Below are 25,202 nucleotides of genomic sequence, written 5' to 3'. Positions count from 1 at the left end.
GGGGCCGCCGGTTTTAATTCCGCCTTTTGCTGCGCCGGGGGGGGGGGGGGGGGGGTCAACCCCCCGGGGGCCCGCTCTTTCCGGCTTATTGCGCGCCCCCCGGCGGTGTGGTGCGTGTCAGCGGGCGACGCGCGTGAGGAGGAGTTCCACCAGCTTCTCCAGGTCTTCCGCGGACAGGTACTGCTGCAGGGACGCCGCCAGGTCGGCGGGCGGTCCGAGTCGGATGACCCGGGAGTGGTCGGTCCGGGGCTGCGGTGCGGTCGGAGGTCCGGACGCGACCTCGTTTCGTTCCGCGGGTGCCGGTGTCGGGACCGCCTTCGGTTTCATTACGCCGTAATGATCCTGGGCGGTCCGGGCAGCGTCGGTCTGTTTCTCCGGTGCCATCCGTCCGATCCTGCGGGCGTCCTCGACCTTGAGTTCGCCGTTGCGGAGCAGGTTCTGCAGCTCGGGGAGGAGGCCGAGGAGCGCGATGCGCTGGGAGACCCATCCCTGGGACTTGGACAGCCGTTTGGCGACCTTGTCCTGTGAGCCGTGGATGTCCAGGAGTTCCTGGACGGCCTTGGCCTCCTCGAGGGGGGCGAAGGCCTTGCGGTGGATGTTCGCGACGAGCGCGGATTCGAGGATCCCGGTCGCGCTGGTCGCGAGGCTGTCGTCGACGACGCTGTTGAGGCTGGCGAGTCCGGCCCGTTCCGCGGCGAGCAGGCGCCGGTTGCCGTCGACGACGACGTAGCGCACGCCGGTGTCGAAGGTGTGGTCCAGGTCGGGGTTGGCCTCGCGGTAGGCGCCGACGGTGACCACCGCGGCGGCCTGGAGTTGGCCCTTCTCCAGGATGCTGTCGGCCAGGTCCGCCACGTCACCGAGGGTCTCGCGGGGGTTGGCCGGGTTGTACGCAAGCTGGGTCAGCGGGATCGCGAACGGGGCACCCTCCGCAACAGCGGGTGTGGGGTCCGGGATCGGTGGTGCGGCGAGTGTCTCGGCCGCGGTGGTCGCCGGTGTGGGTGGACGCGGTGTGGTGCCCTCCCCCGTTTTCGGCGGCAGCAGGGTGGCCAGCGAGCGCTGGCGTTTGGACGCCGTCATGCGCTGGCGGCGATCTCGTCGAGGCGTCGGGTGGCGCCGCCCAGGCCGAGTTCGAGGGCGAGGCGGTAGAAGTCCTCGCGGGCCTCGAGGGAGATCCTGTTGCGGGGGTACTGGGTGACGACTCGGCTCTCGGCCGCCGCCTTGGCGTGGATCTTGTAGTGGCGGACCACGGTCTGGGTCCGCCACCAGCCCTGGCTGTCGACGAAGGTGCGGGTGTCCTCGAGGTCGGCGAGGCCGTCGCGGGGGTCCCAGTTGTTGACGACGACGGTGTAGGGGAGCCCACGCGGTTTGACGATGTTCTCGATCGTGTTGGCCGTCGGGAGGAAGGACATGCCTTCCGGTTCGATCGGCACGATCACGTCGTCGGCGGCCGACAGGACCGCGCGCAGCGCGGCGCCGGCGCGTCCGTCGCCGAGCGGGTCGCCGTCCGGGCCGGGCTCGTAGTCGGTGGAGTCGGGCCCCAGCCAGCCGGGGGTGTCGACGAAGATGTGCTGGTAGCCGCCGATTTCCTTGAGGCGCGCGAGCTGGTGCGGCTCGCGGTGGGCCTGGACGAAGTCGAACGGCAGCTCGTCGCCGACGCGTTCGGCCCACCAGGTGGTGGATCCCTGGGGGTCGATGCTGACGGCGAGGACCGGCGGTGTCTCCATATTGGGCCGGCTCAGGACGTCGGCGGTGACGGCCGCGAGGTTGACGGTCAGGGTGGACTTGCCGACCCCGCCCTTCTGGTTCAGCAGAACATGAACTTTTGCCACGGGTACTGCCCTTTCGGTCTGATTCCCCGGTGCCCTGCACGCCTTGGTGCGGGCGCGTGAGCGGGACGAACTATGCCATGTCAGCGACTCACGATCGCGGAGGACCTCGCTCTTTTGTCCGAGCCGCGTCATTACGCCGTAATGAATCGCCCGAACGGTCGCGTTCCGGCACGGCCGAAGGAGTGGTTCATTACGGCGTAATGACGCGGCTCGGCGGCGAGTTGGGGGACGGGGTGGGCGGTGGGCCCGACTCGCCGGGGACGGTCGCTTATTACGCCGTAATGAACGCCGGTGCTCGCCGCGCGGCCCGGGCCGCACGGGCGCGGGCGACCGCCGCCGCGTGGACGACGTCGCTTCGAGTCCGGCCCGGGGACACCGACTCGACGGGCAGGACGGCTTGGAACTCCCCTTCGGGCTCCCGCCATCGGGGTTCGGCGACGGTATATCCGCTGCGTCCACTCCCCCGATTCGTCGTGTTGGCGGGCAGGTTGCGACGCGTAGCGCCGGAACGCACAGCGGCAAGCCAGGCCGACGCGTGTGCGCGGATGGTGGCGCGGACCGGTGCAAAGTCCTCGCGTCGGTCCTCGGTGGCCACGGCCGCCTCCCGGTCGGCGGCCATGCGTTCGCGGAACTCGCGTTGTCGCCTGAGCCGAAGGTCGTTCTCGTGCCGCCGGGTTCTGGCCTGTGGGACGGAGGGCGGTTCGGGCCACACCGCGGTCGCGCCCTCGAGGCGGGCCCGGAGCCAGGCGACGGGAAAGAGCACCAGCAGCGGCAGTGGCGAAACCGTCAGCCAGGCCACGACGTCCTCTACGGTCCATCCCCTGTCGGCCACCCCGCGCAGTGCCGAGGCGAGTCGTCCGACGCGTTCCCGGGCGACGAGCAGAACCCGGGAACGGACGTTGCGCGCCAGCTCCCAACGCCTCCACCGCCGGGTGCCGGGTCGTGGGTCGAGGCGCCGCCGTCCGGCCTTGCCGGGGGCCGCCGTTGCGCCCAGCTCGCGCGTACGCCCGTGCGTGCCCGCGCGGTTGAGCCCATCGTCAACGTAGGTATCGGGATCAAGGTGGGGAACGGGGTTTGGTGGGGTATCCGTGTGCGGCTCATCGATCATCGCCGGCGGGACCGGGGCGCCGTCCGTGGACGAGGGTGGGGGTGTCGTTCCCGTGGCGGGGGAGGAGTCGGCTTCGAGGGCGTACAGGGCCTCCAGGCGGGCCAGTTCCCGCTCGTCCCATGCGGCGGGGACCGTGGCGGCGTACTCGGCCGCCAGGCGCACGCCGCCGGGGCAGCGAGTGCCGCGGGCGACGTGTTCGAGTAGTCCCGCCTCGCGCAGCCACCGCAGGTGCCGCCGCACGCTGGGGAGGGACAGACCGGTGACGGCCATCAGGCGGACGTGTCCGGGGCGGATGTCGCGACCGTCGTCGTGATCCGCGTACTCGCACAGTGCACGGGCCAACGTCAGCGTCGTGCCGTTGAGTCGGGGATGCAGGCGCACACGAATGGCCCACTCAACGACGGGCATCCATCCCCGCGCACCCCCCGAACAAGCCCGGAATTGTGGGGTATGCGGCTTTTTATAGTGCGCGACACGCGAACGAAGTCGCACCAGGGCGTGCGTGGCGCCGCGAGTGTGCATAGACTCTGGCACGCAGGACCTCCTCGTGAGGGCATGCAGAAGCCCCGTATTCGCTCGGTTGTGAGCGGGACTTCGAGCAAAAGCTGGAAGTAATTGGGTTTACGTACGACGCCTGGCCGGCCTGGTAACCGGACAGCGACGGACGTCGGCCCTCCCGGGTGGTGCTGGGAGGCCGTACGAAAGCGACCCGCGACCCTGGCAGGTTGCGGATAGCACAAAAAGCGGACTGTCTCCGGTGCTCAGGAGACTCCGCTCAGGGAAGTCAGATCACGATCTCCCCCTCTGTGGAGAGGGAGCAGACACGGATCCGCAACAGCAGGGCCCGCCGGACATGAAGCGCCGAGAAAGCGCGGCGTGTCATTGGCGGGCTCTTGTGCGTCGGGGGGTGTCTGCCGGTACTCTCGTTCATGTCGACGTTCTTTCTAATGGTGAGTCGGCCGCGCCCCCGGGGAGTTGCACCTCCCGGCAGGGGGCTTCTTCATGTCCCGGTGAGACTTCCGTTACTCACCGACGTTTCAGGGGAACCCTAGTCCCTTCGGGGGGCCCGGTGCGAGAACACGGGAAACTCGCCGGTCGGCGTGTCGTTCCGTTCGAACGGGCGGGTGTCAAGGCCATGCCGGTGTGAACTTCCGCCGTCCGGTGGGAGGTTGTCGGGGGCTCGCGTGAGTGCATGTCCGGGGAAGGTGACAGGGGTATGCCGGTTGTGACGTCTCGCGGGTGAATCTTTTTCCGGGACGGTGCGGCGAAGTTCCGGCTGTCCGGCCTTCGTTGCGATCGTGCGCCCTCGCCGGACATGTCCGCGGACACGACCTCGGCCGTGGCCGGCGTGTCCGGACACGACCGCGACACCGATGCCGTGTCCGCGAACATGTCCGGCGAGGTGTGTCGTGTCGCGTGTCTGTCCGGCAGCGTCTCGGACGGTGTCCGGACACGCCGTGCGGCATCGGACACGCGTCGTCCCTCGTGTCCGATGCCGGTGTCGTGGCGGGCGACGTCCGTCGAGTCGGGGTCCGAAGCGGACATGGCCGGTCGGACGGCGGGGCGACATGCGTGTCCGACCGGCGAGTTGTACGACCTGCGTAGGCATGGACGGCGCGACACGACGTCGGGGTGCTTCGCGCGTATGTCCATGTACGGGGCGGTCAGGGCCCGTGTCCGCTGCCTCGTATCCGGTGTCCGACCACGGGTCAGGGAGTCTCCGGTGGCGTCCGGTCACGATGGACGTGACGGGCGCCCGAGCATGGCGTCGTTCTGCGAGGGTGTCCGACGGCCGTCGCATCCGTTCTTGGGAGTTCGGCGTGCGACACCGTCGGGGAGCCGACGCCTGGGGCCCGGCGTCGGACACGACGGCTGTCGGACACCGTGACCGGACAACCGTCGGCTCGTCCTCCGGTGAACGTCCTCGTCGGCCACGAGGACGTTCGGTCATAGGCGGGTTCGCGGTGTCGTGTCCGGGTGGCCGGCCCTTGGGCGGCCTTGTCGTCGACGCGGTCGGGCGCCGCACGACGAGCCGACAGCTGTCCGGTCACGGGCTCGGGTGGTATTCGTCCCAGAAGACGTCCCTGGCTCGTTCGACGGATTCGTCGGAGGTGAACCAGTGCCTCGTGAAGTGCTTTGCGAGTGAGTAGGGGTGGTGGGGGTCGGTCAGCATCCGGTGGACGAACTCCGCCGAGGAGCAGTCGAATCGCTCCCAGGGGTCCCATGCGTCGCCGCGCGCGAAGATCGGCCACCGTTCCGGGTCCGGATCCTCCACGAGCCAGCAGAAGGAGTGTTCGGCCGAGGTTGTCGCCCATTGCAGGAGCCGTGCTGCGGGTCGATGTGGGGGCGCGGGGTCGGCGAACTCGTCGTGGTCAGCGACGATCAGGTCGAGGTCCGCATGGCGTGAGCCCGGCACACAGAGGTCGAAGTTGTCGTCGAACGTGCCCGCGCCGAAGGTCTCGGCCAACTGCTTGTAGTCCCGGGGAAGACGAAGGCCGAGCCTTCGCTCCACGGAGGTCCAGTCGATGATCCGGGGCTTTTCGTTCCAGCCGGTCAACACGGCCAGATCCTCGGCCCAGGACGATCTTGCGGGTCGCGCCGGGTCCAAGGGAGCGCGGACGGCCACGAAATGCACGGTGGTGGGGCGGGTGAGGTCGTCGTCGGTGGTGCTCTCGAGCAGGCCGATGCCGAGCCAGCTCTGTCCGACGGTCCATCCGTACATCTCGACGGCTCGGTCGACGAGGACGTCGGCCAGTGGCGGTCCCGGCAGGCGTCCGAGCGATGGGTCCGTGAAGCCGTCGGCGGCCACCGTCCTGGGCGGTCCGAGCCGCGAGCGGAGCGTGGCCACGACGGCGTCGAGGGCTGCGGGTTCGCGCTTGTCGGGGGCGAGTTCGACCATGTCGTAGCCGCAGCCGCGGTCTTCTCCCCCACTCGCCGGCAACGGGCGGGCCAAGAGGTCTTCGATCGCGGGGAGAAGAGCAGCGCTGTCCACGCCACGAGTAGACCTCACGGGTGGGACACGCGGGCTGCCGGCCTGGGCGGGCAACGGATGACGCGACGACGACACGATCGGCGGGTTGGTTCCGATCATCGGCGGCCTCGACTGCGCGGCCTCCCCGACCACCGGGCCTGGACCTCGTCAACAGAACTCGGGCGGACGAGGGTTGACGGGGTCAGCGCTGGAGGCTGAGGGAGCCGGCGGCTCCCGGGGTGCCGGGAATCAGGCGGGTGGTGGGGGGCCAGGGGCCGCCGGCTTCGGTGATGCCGCCGTAGGGGACGGCGATGGCGCGGGCGGGGTGTTTGGCACGGGTGAAGACGAACAGGGGGCCGGTGCCGTAGTAGCGGTCGCCGCCGCCGCTGATGGTGCCGGTGGGGAGGGCGACGCGGTCTCCGGTGGCGGATTCGATGTCCTTCTTCGAGGCGCCTTCGAAGAAGACCCAGACGTTGTCCCAGGCGAAGGGGGTCAGGTCGCGGAGGGTGCCCTCGCGGCCGTGTTCGCCCAAGTCTTTGATGCCGGCGGCGAGTCGGTCGTGGGCCTTGCCGTCGACTTCGACGCCGATCCGGTCGGAGTCGCCGCCGCAGGCGGTGACGAGGATCAGGACGAGGGCGGTCAGGAGGGCGAGGGCGGTGGGGGTGTGCTGTCGTGTCAACTGACCGTCGATCCGTTGTCGACCCCGCTGCCGGGGTCGTAGCCGTTCTTTTGGGGCTGGTCGCGCGGCGGGCCGGCGGGTGGGGCGCCGTGGGCGGGCAGGGGTGGGTCGTTCTTGGGGATGGTCGTGTTGCGGCCGATCTCCTCCTGGTCGCTGTAGACGAGTTCGTGGTTGCGGTCAACGACGACGGCGCGTCCTTCGCGGATGGCGCGGTCGATGTGGTCGGCGAGTTCGGCGGGGGAGGCGTTGGGGTGTTCCTGGGCTATGCGGCGGCCGAGGTCGTTGTTGTACAGGTCCATGGCTTCCCGGTGGCCCGGGTTGCCCGTGAGTCCTTCGTGCGCGGTGGTGTACTTGGCGGCCCAGTCGACGCCGAATCTCTGGGTGAGTAGCGCGTTCCAGTAGGTGTGGCGGAAGGCGTCCTGGTGGTCGTCGTTCTTGTCGTCGGAGGTGAAGCGTCTCTCGGCTTCGGAGAAGGCCTCTGACCTGATGTCGGCGAAGTCCTTCTGGGCTAGCCAGCCGAGGCGGTCGAGGAGGTCGGCCTCGGTGCGGGTGACCTGTTGTTGGCCGGTGAAGAAGCCGACGATGCCGCCCGGCCACTTGGTGGTGCCTCGGGGGTCGTCCATGGTCTGGAAGGTGGTGAGGATGTCGGCGCCGTTGCCGTCGCGTCCGAGGGTGGCGTGGGGGTTGAAGGAGTCCTCGCGGGCGCTGACGTCCTGATAGATGTCCCATTGGGCGTCGTTGTCGGCCTGGGTGGCCTGGGCGAGGGCCTGGCCGACGCGCCAGGCGAAGTCCTGGGCGCGTTTGGTGTAGTCGGCGTTGATCTGGGCGGCGGCCCACCCGTCACCGGCGACGGACAGGGCCTGGGCGACATCGTCGGGGATGCGCCAGTCGACGCCGCCGTCCTCGCGGACGGTGAAGCCGGGTGAGCGGGAGATCTCGTCCAGGACGGCGCGCAGGGCGGTCTGGGCGGCCTTGAAGGCGGTGTGGGCGTCGGAGACGGCGCGCGACAGGGCGGCTGCCTCGGCGGCGGCGAGGCCGATCTGGCGCTGGGTCTCGGCGAGTCGGGCACGGGCGGTGTCGGCGACGGTGCCGCTCCATCCGGTGAGGCCGGGGGAGTCGAGGACTTCGGCCCGGTGGCGTTCGGACAGGCCCTGGAGTTTGGCGCGGACGGTTTCCCAGGCGGTGGTCGTCTCGGTGAGGAGGTCGACGTTCGCGTCCCGGACCTGGGTGAGGGTGAGCACGGCTCAATTGCCCATCGACTGGGTGACGTTGGTTTCGGTGCGGGCGTATTCGTCGGCGGTCAGGCGTAGTCCGGTGGCGGATTCGCCGAGTCTGCGTTCGAGGGCCGCGACCTGGTGGTCCCAGGTGGTGACGAGGTCGGTCAGGCGTCCGGCGGTGCGCCACCCGGGGAGCCCTGCCGCGGCGGCCTGGGTGGCGGGGGTGGCGGTGCGGGCGGCGGTGGTGAGTTCGCCGAGGACGCGGTCCTGGGCGGCGCCGGCGTCGCGGAGGTGTTGCGAGGCAACGCGGAAGTCCGGTTTCGCGGTGCCGGGGTTCGTTGTCGTCGGTGGTATGGGGGGCGGTCCGGGTTGGGGCTTGGGTAACGCGGGGTCGGGCTGCTTGTCTCCGCCGGTGGGAGGCGGGCCGGTGGGGCCTGGTTTGGGGTGGTCGTCGGCGGCTTGGGTGCGGACGGTTGGGTGAAGTGCGCGTTCGATCTTGCTCATACCCTCCCCCGGGGGCTGATGCGGCGGCGGCGCTGGGCGCGAGGTTATCGGGGTTCGGTGGTTGTGGGGAGGGGTTTGGGTGGTGGGGGGGGGGTGGCTGGGGCGGGTCGCTTCTGGGGGTGAGGGCTGGTGTTCGTGTGGGCGCTGTGTGGGCCGGGTCGGGTCGGTGGCCGACCGGGCGTGCGGGGTGGGACGGGTTTCAGCGACCGAAGCGACTGAAGCGACCGGACTTCCGAAGTGTCGCGGGCGTGATGGGGGCGGGGCGGGGCGGGGCTTCGGTCGCTGTTTTCGGTCGCTCGTTCTGTGGGTGTGAGCCGGGTTTTCGGGGTGTGGGGCGGGTGGATCGGGGCTCGAAGCGACCGAGTCGCTTTGGTCGCTGCTTTGGTCGCTTGGTAAAAGTCCTGGTCAGAGGGTGTTTGGTCGTGTGGTAGCGACTGAAGCGACTGAAGTTTTGCATTATGACGACATTGGTGCGTGCGCGTGTGCGCGTCATAGATACGGACCTTCAGTCGCTTCAGTCGCTGTTTTGGTTGATTTATAGGTTCTGACCTGCGGTTTTTCCTCAGCGACCAAAGCAGCGACCGAAGCGGCTCAGTCGCTGTCCCTTCGGTCGCTGGGTCGCTGACACGCGGGGGAGCCGACTCGGGGTCGTGAGGGGGGTGGTCCGCTAGCCTGTCGTGTCGCAGCAATATCGGGACGTGAGTCGCTTCAGTCGCTTTCGATACCGTTCATTGCTCTGACCTGCACTTTCGTTCAGCGACTGAAGGATGGATCTCGATCGACAGGCGTAGTCCGCTGCGGGGGCCGGGTGGATGTCCACGGCCCCTGGGCCGGATCTCGGGGAGGGCACGGGTGTCCGCGCGCGGTCCCGTGCGTCGAGGTCGGGGTGCGCGGGCTTCGGTCGCTGTCTCGGTGTTCGGGGAGGGTGGTGGGGACGTGGCCGGTGGGCGGGACGGTGCGGGAGCCGCCGTGCCGGACGCGTTGGCGGTGGCGCGGTGGTGCGCGCGGTCGGGGTGGCCGGTCCATCCGTTGGCCCCGGGCCGCAAGACGCCGCCCGCCAACTGCGAGGCGTGTCATGTCCAGGGGCACTCGCACACCGGTTGTGGGTGCATTCCGGCGGGCCGGTGGTGTCACGGTTTCCACGCGGCCACGCTCGACCCGGAGCGCATCCGTGCGTGGTGGGGGCGCGAGTCGCGGTTCGGTGTGGGTGTGGCGTGTGGGCCGGCGGGGCTTGTGGTGCTCGATGTGGACGCCCACGGGCCGTCGTTGCCCGAGCGCGATCGTTTGTTGCCGGGGATCCCGATCGGCGACGGCGTGGATCTGACGGGCCTGTCCACGGGCTTCCACACCCTGGCGTTGCTCGCGGCCCTGCGTGGCGCGCCGGACCCGGCCGCCGACGAGGCGACGTTGCGGGTGCGTACGCCGTCCGGGGGTCTGCACGTCTGGTACCGCACGCCGCCTTCGCGGCGGTGGCTGTGTTCGACCGGGTCGGGGCCGGGTCGGGCGTTGGCGTGGCAGGTGGACGTTCGGGGTGTGGGCGGGTACATCGTCGCGCCCGGGACGGTGACGCGGGCCGGGGTCTACGCGCCGGTGGGGTCGTGTCGTGAGCCGGCGGTGTTGCCGACGTGGCTGGCGCGGGAGTTGGAGCGGACCGGCCACGCGGAGCGCCCCGCGGCGCCGTCGGTGTCGCCGGGTGTGCCCGCGCGGGCCCGGGCGGCGGTGGTGGCCGCGGGGGGTGGTCGCGACGCCGCGGGGCGGGTCTTGGCGAACGCGGTGCAGGAGGTGGCGGATTGTGCGGCGAGTGCATTCGGTGCGGGGTTCAACGCCAAGCTGAATCGGGCCGCGTTCATCGTCGGGGGCCTGGTCGCTGCGGGTCATCTGGACATGGGGGCGGGTGAGCGGTTGTTGCTGGACGCGGCCGAGTACGCGCGTCCGGGGAACGTTCGGCGGTCGCGGGCGACGATCCTGGGTGGGTTGGCGGCCGGGGCGGCGCGGCCGCTGGATGTGGGAGGGCGTTCGTGAACGGTTTCCCGCAGGAGGGCTTCGACTTCGACGCGGCGGCGGTGGCGGCGCAGATCCTGGCGCAGCAGCCCACGTCCGTTCCCGCGCAGGGCAACGCGACGCAGGGGGTGTTGCCGGGGACGGTGACGGCGCGTGGTCTGGTGCCGGACTCGTTGAGCGATCGTGGGAACGCGAAGTCGTTCGTCGCGTTGTACGGGCGCGATTTCCGGCATGTTCCGGGGCTGGGCTGGTATCGGTGGGAGGGGCATCGGTGGCAACTCGACGAGGACGACGGGGTGTTGTGGGCGGCCGGTGACATGGCCGAGGCGCTGGCCGTCACGGACGCCGAGGGGCGGCATTCGGACGCGGATCTGCGGCGGCATCGGCGGCGGTCGTTGTCCACGGCCGGGCTGAAGGCGTTGCTGATGCAGGCGCAGGCGGCCCCGGGGATGGTGCTCAAGGCGGAGCACCTGGACTCGGATCCGTACGCGTTGTGCACGCCGGGTGGGATCGTCGATCTGCACACCGGGGCGGTGGTGGCGCCGGATCCGGAGAAGCATCGGCATTCGCGCTCGTGTACGGTCGCGCCGCGCGCGATGGCCACGCCGCGGTGGATGCGGTTTTTGACCGACACCTTCGGCGACGACGCCGAGGGCGCGGAGATGATCGATTTCCTGCACCTGTTGCTGGGGTATTCGGTCACCGGCGATGTCGGCGGGCAGATCATGCCGTTCCTGTACGGGCTGGGGAAGAACGGCAAGAGTGTCCTGCTCGATGTGCTGGTCACGTTGCTGGGGGACTACGCGGACGCGGCGCCGCCGGGGTTCTTGATGGCGAAGCCGTTCGAGGGGCATCCCACGGACCTTGCCGAGTTGCACGGGCGGCGGGTGATCGTGTGTTCGGAGCTCAAGCCGGGGGATCGGTTCGACGAGGCGCGGTTCAAGCTGTTGACCGGTGGCGATCGGTTGAAGGCGCGTCGGATGCGGCAGGATTTCTTCAGTTTCGAACCCACGCACAAGCTTTGGTTGTTGGGCAACCATCGGCCGGAGGTCGGTACGGGCGGGTTCGCGTTCTGGCGGCGGATGCGGTTGATTCCGTTCGAGCGGGTGGTCGCGGACGAGCAGCGGGTCGACAACCTGGCGCAGGTGCTGGTGTCGGAGGAGGGGCCGGGGATCCTGGCCTGGTTGGTGGACGGCGCCCGCCGGTATCTGGGGGGTGATCGGGACCTGACCGGGCCGCCGCGGGTGCGGGTGGCCACGCACGCGTACGCCGAGACGGAGGACCACATCGGTCGGTTCGTCGCGGAGCGGTGTCGGATGGGGTCCACGATGCGGGCCGAGCAGACGGGGTTGTACGCGGCGTACAAGACGTGGTGCGGCTTCGAGGACGCGACGCCGGTTTCCGCGCGGGCGTTCGCGGTGAGGATCCGGGAAGCGGTCGGTCTTTCCTCGCCGCGGCAGATGATGACGTCCAACCAGCGCAAGTATTACCCGGGCATCGGGTTGCTCGGCGAGCACGAGGAGACGTCGTGAGTGCCCTGATCACGGCCAAGCAGATCGCCCACGAGATCGACATCGTGTGGTTGGAGGACCCTGCCGGGCTGGATTACGTCCGCCAGGTGCTGGATCGGCTGCCGCGGCGTACCGGGGTGCCGGCGTTCCATCGGGACGGGCGGATGGTGGGGTACGCGTTGCTGGGGCCGGGCGCGCGGAGTTCGCCGGCGTCGGGGACGTATCGGCGGCGGGTGTTCTGGTTGGCGCCGCACGATCGTGACCGGGTGCCGGACGGGGCGTACGTGTCGGGGGCGCCGTCGGAGGCGGTGGATCCGCGCACGCTGGAGCCGAGGGTGCCGGGTTACAAGACGGAGCGGTCGGAGGGCGGGCCGCCGTCGGAGGCGATGCGCGAGTTGGGGATAACGCTGCCGAAGGGGTAGGCGGCGGTTGGCGCGCGGCGAGGGTCCGGAGGCCACGGTGCCGATGCCGGAGTGGCCGCTTGGTGGGTGACGGCATGGAGCTTTGCGCCAATGCGAGCGATCGGTGGCCTTCGGCTGTATCCGAGTCGTACTTCAGGCCTCGTGCAAGGGCTGCGCGCCGTCGTTCTCATGGTCGACGAGCAAGCGCACCGAAGGTTCAGTCCGGTGCGTTGCCCGCTGATGGAGTCGACAAGTTGCGGGCGGCGCACCGGGGTATCCGGTGGCGTGGGCGTGGATCGGGCTTTCGTCGGTTACGGACGCAGGCATCGGGTGCCGGTGCTTCCGGGTCTCGCACGAAGAGCACACGTTTGGCGCGCCGACTGTGGCCGGGAGGTTGGTATTCACGGTCGGGGGGTGCGATGTGCGTTCCAGTGTCGGGTGAGCCATTCTCGATGGTCTCGGTGGAGGGGGACGTGCGGGGTGCCGCCGTGCAGGGAGGCGTAGTACGGATACGTCTGAAGGTGCTCGGAGAGGTCGAGGGTTCCGGTGTCCGGATCGACGCAGATGTGTCCGAGGTCGAAGAGGCGGTGGATGTCCCGGCGCAGGAGGAGACCCCCGCGGCTGTGGTGTGTCTCCTCTTTCGCGTAGCTGTACAGATGCGCCGCCTCGAGCACCGTGGTCGGTGCCCTTCCGGTGAAGGCGCACGTTTCCCCTTGCTCGGCCAGAAGCTTGTTGCGGAATTGGGACTGGCCCTTGCGCACGCGTACGACTGCTGTGCCGTGTCCCCCGGCGATGGCGTCGATGCCGTTGTCGACGATGCGCATGGCGGCACTACCGCCCCGGGATTCGATGGCTGCCTTCAACGCGTTCCAGTTTGCCGGGCGCAAGCTGAGTTGTGAGTTCGGCTTGATGGAGAACGACCGCAGTTCCTTGCCGTTCAGCAGGCCTGCGAGGTCCACCCAGGCCGCCGCGTAGTGCGCTTGGAAACGGGTCACTTCCTTCGTCACGACGGATGGTTCGACGAAGGGCACGTGGCAGTCGCGGCAGCCGAATGAGTAGATGCCCGACTTCAGGCGATAGACATTGCTTGCGCCGCATCCAGGGCATTGATTGGAATTCTTCTCGCCCTTCTTGACGGTAATCGTCTCGATGACGGAAACGCCCAACAGAATCTTCGAATCCCATACAACGATCACGTCGCGCTCGGCGAGGCGCTTCGAGTTTTTGATTTCGCTGTCCCAGCTGTAGTACTCGGACAGTTTGTCGTCGTAACCGTCGTTGCTTCCGGTGGAGCGGTCGTCTCCGCGGGCCAGGCACAACCACGCCGCCGTCAACGCAGTCTCCGATCACCTGGTGGTCCGTCTCCGTTGGCGCACAACGTAGCCGACACCGGCGACACCCCGGACCGACCTTCGCATGCTCCCGCTCGCGCGGATCGTCCGGAGCGGGTATTGGACGTGTCGACGCCTCCAGGGTGTCGACACCTTTGGGGCACGGGCGGTGGCACCGTCGGCTGAACGTGGGTCGACGGTTTCCCGGGTCGGGTGGGCCGGACTGGTGTGCTCACACGTTCGTCGGGCGGTGTTCCGGTTGTGATCTCTGCGGTGTGTACGGGCATTTCGCGTTGCGACCCGGGAGTCCTCGGCTTCGTCGGCACCGGAGTAGCGGGAGCTGCGCCTGCGGTTGCGAGACGGTGGGCATCGTCGGCCGGTCAGTCTGGTCGTGATGGGTCTCGCAGGTGACCGGCGGGCGTCCGTAGAGTCGATACCGTCCCTGTGGCCAGACGGACGGCCGGTTCGGGTGGTCGTCGGCGATGCGAACCTCGGTCGGCGTGTTCGGGATCGAGGCGGGTTCGTCATGCGATGTCGGTCGAACGCCTCGGCTGCCGTCATGTCCTCGACAACGGCGATCCCGGGGGGACGGATCGTCGATTCCCATCGTGGCGGTCGAACCGCCCGGTTTCGGGTGTGCCTTCGTCCATTCCTCGATGTTCTGCTTGATTTGATACCTGTCCCCCGCAAACCGACTGCTCGTGGTGCGGATCGGTGGTATGGCGAGGTGTTGCAGGCGTTCCATCGGGCCGAGCGGATGCCCGAGCCGCGGGTGTGCGGGGATCAGGCGGAGCGCTTCGAGGATGGATCGCGGTCGGGGATGATGCGGGAGGTGGGGTATCGCTGCCGAAGGGCTGGGTGGGTGCGGGTCGTTGACGATTCGAGTTTTCGGTTCGGGACGCTTGTCCGTTCAGGAGATTGTGTTGTGCCCGGGTGTGTCAGGGGTCGGGGGTTCGTGGTCGTGGGTGCGCCGTAGTTCGCGGTGTCCGGCACGCCGGTCCGGTCGGGGGCCTGTGCGGTCCGGGGGGAGTCGGCGGAGTTCCTCGCGTCGGGCGTCCTCGATCGCGAGTCGGTGGGTGGGCAGGGTGCTTCGCAGGGCGGCCTCGTCGCGCAGGCTTCGGGCCAGGTCGTGGTCGGAGGCGGCGCGTCGGGCGTCGGTCGCGGCGCGGCGGGTCTCCCGGCGGACGCCGCGTTCGGCGTCGTCGACGTCGGCGCGGTGGGCGGCGCCTCGGAGGCGTTCCCAGTCGGCGGGCACGTGTCGCTCGCGTTCGGCGCGTAGTTCCCGTACGCGTGGGCCGTCGCCGTTGCGGGCTCGGTTCAATGTGTCGTCCGCGTGCGTGCGGCGTGCTGCGGCGGCCTGCTCGGTGCGTGTGGCGCGTGTTGCGGCGGTCTCGGCGGCCGGGAGCAGTCGCCCGGCCGGGACCTCGCCATGCGGCCGGGCGGACATCTGCCGGAGGATCTCGTCGCGATCGAGGTCGGAGGATACCCGGGCGAGGGTGTTCCGGGCCTGTCGCAGGCGATCGGGCGGCGGTGTCGTTCGCGCCGGTTCGGCGGGAGGGGTGATTCTGGACCTGGGGGTGCGCCAGGCCTTGGGGGTGTCCGGGCGGTGGATGATCCAGTCGGTCTCGCGGAAGTGGGAGGAGAGTTCACGGCCGAGTCGTGTGGCGTCGAAGGGGCCGCTGGATTCGAAGACGCCGAGGGACAGGGGCCTGCCCAGGATCTTTTCCCATTTGGCCGCCCATTGGGCCAGCGCCTTGAACGTCCCGATAGTGGTGTGTTTATCGAGGTATCCGTGGCCGCCCATGAAGTCGCCGGGGTAGCGGTCGGGATGGCGGGCCCGCCAGTGTGCGCGGGCGGCGCGGACCATGGCGGTGCTGTTGATGTCGAGGTCGAAGTCGCTGGGTTCGGGTTCCAGGCCCAGGCGCCACATGAGGTCATACGGGCGGCGCAGGGGGCGTTCCCGGCCGTCGGAGAGCCATTCCCGTAAGCGCTCGGCCGCCTCGGGCGAGGCGGCGAGGTCCTGTTCGCGGGGCAGGGTCTTGTGGCTGCCGGAGAAGAAGCCGGCACCGGTTCCTTTGAGGCGGATGTCGACGTCGGACGGGTGGATGCCGTCGCTGCCCAGGGCCCGGAGCATCTCGGCGGCGAATCGCTGGTAGAGCGCCGGGGTCATGCCCATGGGGGCCTCGCCCGTGAGCATCCACTTGATCTGGATCGGGTTGATGCGGAGGAACTCCAGGTCCCGCTTGGTGATTGCGTAGCCGGAGTCGTCGCGGGGCCACCAGTGGGGCACGCTCTCCTTGCCGTCGAGGATGCGCAGGATCCGGTCGTCGAGCGCCTGGGAGCGGTCGAGGGTGGTGGTGACGGTGAGGGGGCGCCATCGACCGGTCATGGGTGCGGGAGCGGGTGTCGATGTCTCGCGGGTGTCGTGTGTCGTCGGGTTCGTCGGTGTTGTACCGGTGTTCCCGGGTGGGCCGGTGGTGTCCTCGAGGGTGGGCACGTCGATGGCGATGCCACTCGTGGTGGGGGTTGGGGTGGTGTCGTCGAGGGCGGCATCGAGGGTGACGTAGTTGTCGCCGGGCAGGGTGACCCACTCCCGCTGGGCGAAGAAGCCGATGCCGGTGGTCGGGACGGCCAGGATGTCCGTCGCGGGTTTGCGATGCGCCACGATGACGCCGCGCCTGCCGCGCGTCGCCAGCCAGTCGGCGACGATGCGGCGGTCCGCCGTCCAGCTCGACAGGGGTCGATGGAGGATCTCGAGGGGGTTGCCGACGCGCATGTCGGCCCACCTCGGTCGCGGTGTTCCCATGTGCCAGGTCAGTGCCCGGTAGGCGGTCACTTCGGTGATGCCGCGGCGGGCGAGGGCCTGTTGGGTCAGTTCGTACTGGGTGCGTGCGAAGTCGCGCAGGGCGTCGCGGTTGTAGCCGAGTTCCTGTGCCACCTTGATGCGCAGGTCGGGGTCCATCCGCCGTTCCAGGAACCGGGTGAGGCCGAACTCCTCGGCGACGGCCTCCTGCAGCGCCAGCACCCGCACGTTGTTGTCGGAGCCGAAGGACCAGGACCCCATTACCTCGCTCACCGCAATCCGGCGGATCACGGTCTCGGCGTGCGGGTCGTCCATGGGCACCACGGTGGTGGGGGCATGGCGGGGGTCGCTCGGGTCGAGTTCGTCGCGGTGGAGGACGTCGGCCCCCATCGACGGGTGCTGCCGGTGGTGGGGCACGAGGAAGTAGTCGCCGTTGCCGAGGCGGTGGGCCATGTCGGTGCCGACGACCAGGCCGAACGCGGCGAGGACGAGTTCGGGCGTGGAGGAACGCATGCGCGCGGCGATGGCCTCGATGGCGATCGTCCTGGCCTGGCCGGTGTCGGTGATGCGGCCGTCGTCGGTCACCAGCGCGTCCCCGGCACGTTGGTGATCGATCCGTTCCCGGGATCCGGGCGGAGGGGGTGGACGTCGTGGGGTCGTGGCGTCGGGCATCGTTACGTGCTCGTGGGGGGTCGGGGCGGCGGTGGTTTGGTGCCGCTCGCGCGTGTGGCGACCTGTTGAGGCGGTCGTGGTGACTGGGCCGCCGACGCGGTCACGTTCGGGGTGGGCCGTCGGGACGAGGCGGCTCTCGGCCTTGTCGTGCGCGACCAGGAAAGCACGGAGGGCTCTCCGTTCGGCGTGGGTTCGAACCCGGGATGTCGGAGGTGGAACTGCGGTGACAGTCAAGGGTGTTGGCTAGAGAACGGATCATAGTCTCGGCAATGGTGTGGGGGCGCATGTTTCCCGGCGGGTTCGTCGCGACCAGCGGCTTTCCTGTGATGCGCTCCCATGGGCCCGGTTCGGGAGTTGTCGGATGGGACCTTCGTCGCCGAGTGACGGGGAGAGCGTGTCTGCTCGGCTCGTACGCTTCCATGCCGGCTCGCTTGGTCGTGGGCAGGTCGGCCCCGGGACGGTCGCGGTTCGGCGGCGTCAGTCGCTGCGGAGGAAGGCCTCGGCCTGGCGGCGGAGTTTCTCCGGGGCGACGGCCCAGGCGGGGGTCCGCGTCACCTCGCGGAGCACGACCTCCTTTACCTCTCGCGGGGCGGTCGCGCGCAGGCCCAGGTGCGGCCACATCCGGTCCAGGTCGTCGTACGGGAGGTCCCAGGAAAGGATCATGGGTTCGGGGGTGTCCGGTGAGGGGGGAGGTGCGACGTAGACCTCGTCGGCGGCGGCGGCGGGGGTGACCTCGATGAGGGCGAGGCCGAGTCTGTCGACGGCCGCGCGGAGCAGTACGCGGTAGCCCTCGACGGTGTCGGTGGAAGGGGGTTCGCCGTCGAAGAACAGGGCGAGTATCCAGCCGGATTCATCGGCGCGGCCGAGGTCCAGGACGAGGCGGGTGCCGGTGTCGTCGGTGAAGGTACGGTGCGCGAGGCTCATCGACGCGCCGGGTCCCTCGCTGCGGGGGTTCTCCTCGAGGCGGAGCGTGGTGAGCAAGTGCCGGATCCGTTCGGAGCTCAGTTCTCCCCGAGCGAGCACCCGGAGCGCGGGCCAGAGCATGGAATCGCCTTTCGTGCGTAGGGGGGACGGGATGCGACGGTCGGCGGAGCCGACGCGGGCGTTGCGCCGACCCGGTGTGTCGTGCCCGGGCGGGTCGTGGCGGAGCGGGTCACCCGCCGTCCGGGCGGGGACGGCGCTCCTCGCCCGCATCGCGTCCCTGCGCGGTGTCGGCGCGTTCCACGCTCACCCGCGTGGGGGCTTGCCTGTTTCACGTCCTGCCACCTCTCCCCGTGTCGGCTCACCCTCACCCGCGTGAGGCCTTCGCGCGGGGAGTGCCGAGTTCCTTGAACAGCGACGGCTCATCCCCGCTCGCGTGGGGACTTCGCCACCTCGACCACCTCGCGTGGTCGGCATCGCGGTTCACCCCCACCCGCGTGGGGACTTCGACACGACGGCCTACAGCCGCGAGGTGGTGGGCGGTTCACCCCCACTCGTGCGGGAACCTCTGTACGGAGTCCCGTACACATCACTGTACGGACGGTTCACCCCCCACCCGCGTGGGGACTTCAATGACCCGCTCGACCGTCGGGGATTCGATGCGGCTCATCCCCACTTGCGTGGGGACTCTCGGCGCTGCACAGGTTCTCGCCGCTTCTCCGATTTCCTCCGGACGTAGGCCGGAGGGGTACGGAGGAACGGATGGACGTGGGGTTGCCCGCCGATTCGCGGGCCCGTTGATCGGGGTTTCCGGGGGATCAACCAGCTTTTGCCGCCGCTGCGGTGTCGGTCCGGGGCCGGTGGCCCGCGGGCTTGAGGCCGGACATCTCGATGACGTGCCCTGCTGCCCGGCGCGGGTCTCCACCGAATGTCGTGTCCAACTCGTTCCACAGCTCCGGAAGAAGCTCGGCGAGGGTGTCGAGCGCCGCGTCCTGCCTGCCGTCCGTCGCGAAGATGTCGACGGCGTAGGCACGCCACTCGGGGCGCTCCAGGAGCATGTTTCGGATGGCGCGGCTCACTATTGTCAGCCACATGAAGCGTTTGACCACGAAGTTGACCTGAAGGCATTCGCCGCGGGATTCGGTCTCGTGCCACCAGCCGCGTGGCACGAAGACCAGGCCGCCGGCCGCGATGTCCACGACGTGGGCGTCTTCGGGCATGGAGGTGGGGAAGGGTCGCTGATCGGCCAGGCGCGTGCCGATGCTGTCGGGCTTCTCGTACGGGGCGGGGAAGCACTGATTCACCTGGTTGCGGATGTGACGATTGGGGGCCAGCCGCCACTTCTTGTTCCCGCGTACGAGCACCGTGAAGTTGACGTCGTAGTCGCTGTGCATGGGGGCTCCGCTGTCTCCCTTCGAGCAGAAGACCTCGGGGTGCATGGAGCCTTGGGGCAGCCCCAATTCCAGGGTGATTCGTTGTGCGTACGTGGCCAGCCGTGGAATGTGATCTCCGCGCACGAAGCAGGTTCGGCCCTGTTCGTAGAGTCGGATCGCGGCCTCTCCCGCCGGAACCGTCCGCAGGTTACCGCCACCGACGAAGACGCCGACCGAGTCGGCGGACGACAACACGGCTGCGGCACTGCCGAGTTCCGGGATGTTTCGCAGAAGAGCGGCTCGTGTGGCGGAGGATTCGTGCCACACACACTCCTCCGGCCATGGACCGGTGAGGAACTCGGAGACGCCCAGTGGTGCGACGAGGTCGGCGAGACCGAACATGCCTGTCATCTCCATTCTTCGAGGCCAGGGTGGTCAGAACCACGTGACGGCCCAGGGCGCTTGGCACGAGCCGAGTGCGCGGGTGAGTTGTCGAACGGCACCGTGTCTGTGTTCGGTGACGCGACCGGCCCGGGTCAGGGCGGGCAGCCTGGCCGCGCCCAGAAAGCACGCCGCGAGATCGGCGGTATCGAGAGTGAGGTGGGCCGTGTCCGGGGTACGGGTGCAGGAGTTCGGACCGATCGACCAGGTACCCGCGTTCCATGGACAGAGTTCGTCGGTGACCCGAATCCTGATCTCGGTGTCGCCCGTCCATGGAAGAGAGCGTGCGTTCATGGCGGCCGCCAGGTCCACGATGCGGAGCCAGAGTCCGTCCCGGGGTTTCAGTTGGGCCTGACGAGGGTCGGCCAGCATCCAGGGCAGGGCGTCGTCGGTGGGACGACGCTTGGCGATCACCGTCGAGGCCAGGTCGAAGTCGAGTGCGAAGTGCCACAGGCTCAGCTCGGCGCGTGGCGTGGTGGCGATCAGTTCGGCGACATGCAATCGGTGCGTGGGACCGTCGTCGGTCCATCCCTCGGGCTCGGGCCGGTATCCGAGATATCCCTCGATGCCGTCCGGGCCCTCGTGGACCACCCACTGGGTGGCCGCGTCGGAGGTCAGGTGGCGCCACCAGGCGTCGTTGCGGTCGACCAAGCCGGGGCGTTCGGATCGCAGTCGATCGTACGCCGGTGCGAGGGTCTTGGTGAGGTGCCCGTCTTCCGCCGTTCCGTGCACGTAGGAGACCGGGCCGTGGTCGAGGAGGTCCGGCAGGAACGACGCGTGCGGGGCGACTGTCATGTCCACGCTCGTCGTGGCGAGCCCGAATCCGTAGCGGGCGTAGATCGGTGCCAGCGAGGCCCACAGGACGGCGACGGTTTCACCGCGTTCGCGAAACTCGTCGAGTTGGTGACGGATCATCGCGGAGAGCACGCCGCAGCGTCGATGGGTGGGCAGTGTGCTGACCCAGCGGATCGCGCCGCAGGCCGTTCGGGAACCGCCGGGCAGGCTGAGTTCGAAGCCGGCCGCCGCCGTCGTTCCGACCACCTTGTCCCCGTCGACGGCGAGATGCATGCGGTCGAGTTCCATGGTCGGCCCGGGTTTGATCGAGCGACGCGGGGGATGGCCGAAGGCGAGGGCCCTGGTGCGCTCGAAGGAGATCAACTCGTCCGGGCCCGACAGGGGGCGGATGGTGAGGGTCATGTTGATGTTTCGCCCCTTCTACGCCGTGTCCTGCAGCCGGTCCGCCGCCAACCCCACCAGGACGAGGGGGCGCAGCAGTCGGTTTGCGCACTCGTCCTCGACATAGGCGCGGATTTCCTGCGCCAGGCGGTGTGCGTGGTTGTCCTCAAGGTCGCGGAATCCGCCGTAGGAGCGGAGTGCGGCCACGAGTTGCTCGCCGGTGTAGCTGCGGTTGTGCGGCCGGATGTGGATCGTGGTCGGTGTGAACCAGTCGGCGACCGGGATCTCGGCCACCGCGTCGATGTTCCCGAACTCGAAATACTCGAGGGCGCGGGCGATCGATTGCCCGTGCAGGTGCAGTGCCGATCTCAGGTCGTCCACCCGCCGCGATCCGAAGGGTGGTGTGAGACCCGGGGCGGAACGTCGGTACATCTCGCGGATCCGCTCGGCCGGTTCTTCCCAGGTGTGCTCGCCGAGGACGTCGCCGTAGGAGACGAGGGCCAGCCGCCCGGTGGGCCGGAGCAGCGTGTGTGCCTTCGTGTAGGAGATGTGGGGGTCGGCCCAGTGGAACGCGGAGGCCGAGAACACGCAGTCGTAGGGGCTCGTTTCGGTCCAGTCCTCGAGTGAGGATCGATGGACGGTGATGCGGGTGTCGTCAGTGAAGCGTCGTCGGGTCTCCTCGGCGAGCCGGTGCCCGGGTTCCATCGTGGTGACCTGTTCGAAAAGACGAGGAAGGACCCCGGTGGCCTGGCCCGTCCCGGCTCCCACCTCCAGGACGGTTCGAGGTGCGTCGGTGCGGTCGAGGAGCGGTTGCACCAGTGCTCGGACGAATTCGGCCGGATAGGTGGGGCGTCCCGCGGTGTAGTGCTCGGCGAGACGATCGAAGGAGGAACCGAGGTGACGCCGTTGGGCCGGGGTGTGCGCGGGGGGACGCGGGGCGGCGGTCGGCCGCTGTTCCAGATTCATCCGCGTGTCTCCTCGTGTGTGTCGTCGAGGCGGGGCAGGAGCAGCGATCCCGTGTGTGCCGCTTCTTCCCGCAGGGGCCAGCCGGTGAGGACGAGGACGGAGATGTCCATCGCCGCTCGCATCTTCTGGATGTCGTCGGTGATACCGTCCGGGTCGCCGACGAGGTAGACGGCGGCGGCGCCGTCGCCGAAGACATCGAGGGGAGCCCAGGCCGCGATCCCGGCGTACTGGCTTCCGTGGAGGTGAAGTTCCGCCGGTGTGGGCAGACGGCCCGCGTTCAGCGCGTTCACCCACGATTGGCGTTTGGCGTCCGGTGCCACGAAGGTGTCGAGGCAGTGGCGTCCCCGTGTTCTGCGGGCGATCGCCTTCCGGACCTGCTCGGCAAGGTTTTCGGCGCCCAGCTCTTCGAACATCCCGTAGAAGTGCGCCAGGGCGTCGTCACGGCGCCGCCGGACGGTGACACCGGCCATGATGCCGGTTTCCTTGAGGATGCGGCCGTGTCGGGTGGCCGCTGAGTGGGCGCGGGCCAGGTTGTCGCGGGTGCGTTCGTGATCGCGCAGCATGGTGAGGAAGCAGTCGAGTACCGCGCCCGCATGGGCGCTGCCGGCCTCGGAGTCCCCGGCGCCCCACAGGGGTACGTCGGTTCCGACGTCCGCGCTCGTGCGGGCCTCGTCCCGATGCCGGAAAAAGTCGTTCGTATGATAGTGACGGCGGAAGTCGGCCCAGTAGCGCTCGGCCGCGGCGTAGCGCTCGTCGTGGGAGGACTCCAGCCCGTACGTGCGCAGGACGTCGTCCCGGCCGTTGACCAGGTTCAAGAGCAGTCGGCCGTCTGTGAGCGCGTTGTATGCCCGGGCTTGTTCGGCCAGGAGTTTGGGTGGAACCAGTCCCGCGTATACGGCGGTCAGTACGCGCAGCCGTGTGGTGGCCGCGGCCACGAAGGCGGAGGTGACCAGTGCGTCGCTGGACCAGGTGGCGACGAGGGCGCCGAAGAATCCGGCTCGCTCCACTTCGCGGGCCAGGTCCTCGAGTCTCGTGCGGTCCAGCGGGTCCTGCCCTTGCGGATTCCAGGGCATGGATCCGTCGGCGCGGGAGATGTACCAGAGCGTTTTCACGGTTGTTCCTCCTCGGCGCCGTTCCAGTGTTGCCAGGCTTCGTGCACGGGGAAGAAGCGAGACTTTCCGGGGCGTATGATGCGATCCCATCGGCCTTCGATCAGTGGCACTTCGGTGGGTACCGGGCGCCACCAGGTCGTGTCCCGGAATCTGCGGGAGAAGAGCTCGTGGGTGCGCCGGCCCTGACCGAGGACGAACTCGCGGCGCACCGGCTGGTCGGTGCGCTGCCATCGGAAGTCCGCCGAACGCCTGAGTCGGTTCGTCCGGTTGGGCAACGCGGCATGTGCGGTGAGGCAGTGGAAGACGACGACGTCACCGAGCCGATAGTCGGTGGTGACCCACCCGCGATCGTCGCCCGCGAGCAGGCGCAACCGCTGAGGTGGGCCCGTGTGGCTGCCGGGCATCAATGCCAGGCCCCCGAGTTCCCTCGGGATGTCCATCAGCGGAATCCAGGTCGTCAGCATGTCGTCGACGCCCCAGAACGAGAAGTCCTGATGCACGTAGCGGCCCGATTCCGTGGTCCACGTCGCTGGTGGCGTGGCCCGCAGGACCTTCGAGGGGTGACTGAACGTGTCTCCGTCGAGAAGTCCGTCGATGAGGGCGTGCACCTCGTCGAGGTACGGGAGGCGGTTGAAGGCCGCGGTCTGTGCGGCCGCCCGGTATGCCGGGTCGCGCTCCTGATTTTGCGTCGAGGCGCGTTCCTTCTGTGCGACGCCTCTCGCGTCGATCCACCCGCCGTCGCGGAAGACACCTTCGACGATGTCGGCCGCCTCCCGGATCCGGGTCGGGGGGAGTATGTGCCGCAGCAGTACGTATCCGTGTTGCGCCAAGCGATCTCGCAGTTCGACGGGGTTGCCGAGCAGGTTGTTCGAGTCGAGCAGTTCGTCCATGCTTCACCCCGGGGTTCGGTGGGCTCGTAGGCGTCGAGTGGGCGGGTGCTCGCGTCGGTGGCTGCTCAGCCCCAGAAGGCCCGCGCCGAGTGCGGCCGTGCCGCCGAGTGCGAGGGCCCAGCGTGCCCCGAACGTGGCGGCCACGCAGCCGACCGCGGGAGCGCCGATCAAGGTGCTCCCCTGGAAGCAGATGTTCCAGAAGGCCATGATTCGGCCCCGGAATTCGGCGGGTGCGTTCTCCAGCACGGCGGCGTTCGTCAGTGCCATGAACCGGATCGAGGCGGCCCCGACGAGGATGAACAGGCCGATCACGGCCACCGGCTGGGGTGTCCACGCGGCGGACAGGACGAACGCGCCCAGGGTCACGCCTGCTGTCGCCGCTGCCGCTCCGTCGTGGTTTCGCCGACCGGCGAGGTGCAGTCCCCCCAGCGTCGCCCCGATTCCGGCCGCCGCGAAGAACAGCCCGTAGAGCACCGGGCCCGCGTCGAATCCCTCGCGTGCGAGCAGAGGCAGGGTCACCGGGAATTCGTAGGTCAGGGCACCGACACACGCCATCATCAGCAGGGCGTCTCGCATGGCCGGCGTGCGCGTCACGTGGCGGAACGCGTTCGCGATCGTGCCCTTGGCGGTCTTCGGAGCGTTCTGGTCTCCTGTGCGGCGTCCGCGGTCACGTGTGCGCAGCGCGGACAGTGCGAGCGCCACCGCGAGAAACGTCGCGCCGTTGAGGACGAAGCACCATGCCGAGCCACACCACCCGACGACGAGTCCGCCGAGAGCCGGTCCGATCAGCGAACTTCCGTTGGTGGATAGCACGTTCATGGCGATTGCGTTTCCCAGGTCTTCGGTGTCGACGAGCTCCGGGAGGAGGGATTGTCGGGCCGGGTTGTCGACCGACAGGACCGCGCCGAAGAGGAACGACAGGACGATGGTCGTGCCGTAGTCGAGTCGTTCGAGGAGCTGCAGTACGGCGAGTGCGACGACGATCGACGCGAGCGCGGACTGCGTGGCGACGGTGAGACGGCGAACGTCGTACCGGTCCACGATGGAGCCCGCGAACGGGCCGAGCACCAGCACGGGGAGTGTTTCCATCGCCAGGACCGCGCCGAGTTTCGACGCCGAGCCCGTCATGTCCAACATCAGCCACGACAGCCCCGTGATCTGCGTCCAGGTGCCGATGTTGGAGCCGAACTGCGCCAGGAAATACGTGCGAAAGCCACGGCTGTGCCGCAGCGCGGCGAGCGTCGCGGCAGACGAGGACGCCTGCGGCATTGCGCGTTCCTTGGTCATGTCGTGCGC

The 25,202-nt window shown here is 69.1% G+C and carries 19 protein-coding genes; 3 read left to right on the top strand and 16 right to left on the bottom strand.

Annotated features, from left to right (window positions below; genetic code table 11):
- Positions 1-117: 117 nt before the first annotated feature.
- The 7 genes from ACFRCG_RS13120 to ACFRCG_RS13090 all read right to left on the bottom strand — a co-directional run bounded on the left by ACFRCG_RS13120 (position 118) and on the right by ACFRCG_RS13090 (position 8,308).
- Positions 118-1,077 carry a ParB/RepB/Spo0J family partition protein gene (locus ACFRCG_RS13120; RefSeq protein ID WP_380030931.1) on the bottom strand — a complete coding sequence of 320 codons (960 nt, stop codon included), beginning with the start codon at positions 1,075-1,077 and terminating at the stop codon, positions 118-120.
- On the bottom strand, positions 1,074-1,829 hold the full coding sequence (locus tag ACFRCG_RS13115; RefSeq protein WP_380030929.1) for a ParA family protein: 756 nt from the start codon (positions 1,827-1,829) through the stop codon (positions 1,074-1,076). Before ACFRCG_RS13115 ends, ACFRCG_RS13120 begins: the two co-directional genes overlap by 4 nt.
- A 271-nt stretch (positions 1,830-2,100) precedes the next feature.
- Positions 2,101-3,345, bottom strand: a complete 1,245-nt coding sequence (locus ACFRCG_RS13110; protein ID WP_380030927.1) for an ArsR family transcriptional regulator — start codon at positions 3,343-3,345, stop codon at positions 2,101-2,103.
- 1,639 nt (positions 3,346-4,984) lie between these two features.
- On the bottom strand, positions 4,985-5,929 hold the full coding sequence (locus ACFRCG_RS13105; RefSeq protein WP_380030926.1) for a hypothetical protein: 945 nt from the start codon (positions 5,927-5,929) through the stop codon (positions 4,985-4,987).
- Between the two features lie 181 nt (positions 5,930-6,110).
- On the bottom strand, positions 6,111-6,587 hold the full coding sequence (locus ACFRCG_RS13100) for a hypothetical protein (protein ID WP_380030925.1): 477 nt from the start codon (positions 6,585-6,587) through the stop codon (positions 6,111-6,113).
- Positions 6,584-7,828, bottom strand: a complete 1,245-nt coding sequence (locus ACFRCG_RS13095; protein ID WP_380030923.1) for a DUF6973 domain-containing protein — start codon at positions 7,826-7,828, stop codon at positions 6,584-6,586. The genes ACFRCG_RS13100 and ACFRCG_RS13095 overlap by 4 nt, the downstream gene beginning before the upstream one ends.
- A 3-nt stretch (positions 7,829-7,831) precedes the next feature.
- Positions 7,832-8,308, bottom strand: coding sequence for a hypothetical protein (locus ACFRCG_RS13090; protein WP_380030921.1), 477 nt, complete (start codon positions 8,306-8,308; stop codon positions 7,832-7,834).
- Between the two features lie 987 nt (positions 8,309-9,295).
- Here ACFRCG_RS13090 and ACFRCG_RS13085 point away from each other — a divergent pair.
- Genes ACFRCG_RS13085 through ACFRCG_RS13075 form a run of 3 tightly spaced genes read left to right on the top strand, consistent with a single transcriptional unit; the run spans position 9,296 to position 12,242 of the window.
- On the top strand, positions 9,296-10,330 hold the full coding sequence (locus ACFRCG_RS13085; RefSeq protein WP_380030942.1) for a bifunctional DNA primase/polymerase: 1,035 nt from the start codon (positions 9,296-9,298) through the stop codon (positions 10,328-10,330).
- Complete coding sequence (locus ACFRCG_RS13080) at positions 10,327-11,841, top strand: phage/plasmid primase, P4 family (RefSeq protein WP_380030919.1); 1,515 nt, start codon at positions 10,327-10,329, stop codon at positions 11,839-11,841. Before ACFRCG_RS13085 ends, ACFRCG_RS13080 begins: the two co-directional genes overlap by 4 nt.
- Positions 11,838-12,242, top strand: coding sequence for a DUF6009 family protein (locus ACFRCG_RS13075; RefSeq protein WP_380030917.1), 405 nt, complete (start codon positions 11,838-11,840; stop codon positions 12,240-12,242). The genes ACFRCG_RS13080 and ACFRCG_RS13075 overlap by 4 nt, the downstream gene beginning before the upstream one ends.
- A gap of 380 nt (positions 12,243-12,622) precedes the next feature.
- Here ACFRCG_RS13075 and ACFRCG_RS13070 read toward each other — a convergent pair whose 3' ends face one another.
- The 9 genes from ACFRCG_RS13070 to ACFRCG_RS13030 form a co-directional block, all read right to left on the bottom strand.
- Positions 12,623-13,555, bottom strand: coding sequence for an HNH endonuclease (locus tag ACFRCG_RS13070; RefSeq protein WP_380030916.1), 933 nt, complete (start codon positions 13,553-13,555; stop codon positions 12,623-12,625).
- A gap of 907 nt (positions 13,556-14,462) precedes the next feature.
- Positions 14,463-16,940 (bottom strand): hypothetical protein, encoded by a 2,478-nt coding sequence (locus ACFRCG_RS13065; RefSeq protein ID WP_380030915.1) that lies wholly within the window; start codon positions 16,938-16,940, stop codon positions 14,463-14,465.
- Positions 16,941-17,504: 564 nt separating this feature from the next.
- Complete coding sequence (locus tag ACFRCG_RS13060) at positions 17,505-18,071, bottom strand: hypothetical protein (RefSeq protein WP_380030914.1); 567 nt, start codon at positions 18,069-18,071, stop codon at positions 17,505-17,507.
- A 695-nt stretch (positions 18,072-18,766) separates the two neighbouring features.
- Positions 18,767-19,732: a cupin-like domain-containing protein gene (locus tag ACFRCG_RS13055; RefSeq protein WP_380030912.1), complete on the bottom strand. Its 966-nt coding sequence runs from the start codon at positions 19,730-19,732 to the stop codon at positions 18,767-18,769.
- 24 nt (positions 19,733-19,756) lie between these two features.
- Positions 19,757-20,959 (bottom strand): GNAT family N-acetyltransferase, encoded by a 1,203-nt coding sequence (locus ACFRCG_RS13050; protein ID WP_380030911.1) that lies wholly within the window; start codon positions 20,957-20,959, stop codon positions 19,757-19,759.
- 18 nt (positions 20,960-20,977) lie between these two features.
- Entirely contained in the window at positions 20,978-21,904 is a 927-nt protein-coding gene (locus ACFRCG_RS13045) for a class I SAM-dependent methyltransferase (RefSeq protein ID WP_380030910.1), read from the bottom strand.
- A complete protein-coding gene (locus ACFRCG_RS13040) occupies positions 21,901-23,016 on the bottom strand; it encodes an LLM class flavin-dependent oxidoreductase (RefSeq protein ID WP_380030909.1) in 1,116 nt (371 codons plus the stop codon). The genes ACFRCG_RS13045 and ACFRCG_RS13040 overlap by 4 nt, the downstream gene beginning before the upstream one ends.
- Positions 23,013-23,906 carry a phytanoyl-CoA dioxygenase family protein gene (locus ACFRCG_RS13035; RefSeq protein WP_380030908.1) on the bottom strand — a complete coding sequence of 298 codons (894 nt, stop codon included), beginning with the start codon at positions 23,904-23,906 and terminating at the stop codon, positions 23,013-23,015. Before ACFRCG_RS13035 ends, ACFRCG_RS13040 begins: the two co-directional genes overlap by 4 nt.
- Positions 23,907-23,909: 3 nt before the next feature.
- On the bottom strand, positions 23,910-25,193 hold the full coding sequence (locus ACFRCG_RS13030; protein ID WP_380030907.1) for an MFS transporter: 1,284 nt from the start codon (positions 25,191-25,193) through the stop codon (positions 23,910-23,912).
- Positions 25,194-25,202: the final 9 nt, after the last annotated feature.

Source organism: Embleya sp. NPDC056575 (assembly GCF_042793325.1).
In the GTDB taxonomy this organism is placed as follows: domain Bacteria; phylum Actinomycetota; class Actinomycetes; order Streptomycetales; family Streptomycetaceae; genus Embleya.
Note: the sequence above shows the minus strand (reverse complement) of the source record. Positions and strands in the feature narration are given on the sequence as shown.